1 pseudogene is annotated in these 208 nt (G+C 53.8%); it reads left to right on the forward strand.

Going from position 1 to position 208, the window contains the following annotated elements:
- Positions 1-208 (forward strand): annotated as a pseudogene (locus PVZ80_RS00160) (tetratricopeptide repeat protein); the annotation flags it as partial.

Below are 208 nucleotides of genomic sequence, written 5' to 3' on the forward strand. Positions count from 1 at the left end.
AAAATTCGATGGCGTATCGGAGTCGTGGTTTCAGCGCGCCAAAGGATTGGATAGCCAGCAAGATGAAGCCAAGGACGCTGAGATGGTGCGCCTCTATCAACAGGCTTCCGAGCGCGGGCACTACAAAGCCATGCTCAATCTGGCCGGTCTCTATGTGCGTGGAATTGGCGTTGTCAAAGACGAAGGAAAGGCGGTCGATCTTGTTGAG

Origin of the sequence: Pseudomonas sp. B3G-3 (genome assembly GCF_028640915.1) — a bacterium.
In the GTDB taxonomy this organism is placed as follows: Bacteria; Pseudomonadota; Gammaproteobacteria; order Pseudomonadales; family Pseudomonadaceae; genus Aquipseudomonas; species Aquipseudomonas chlororaphis_I.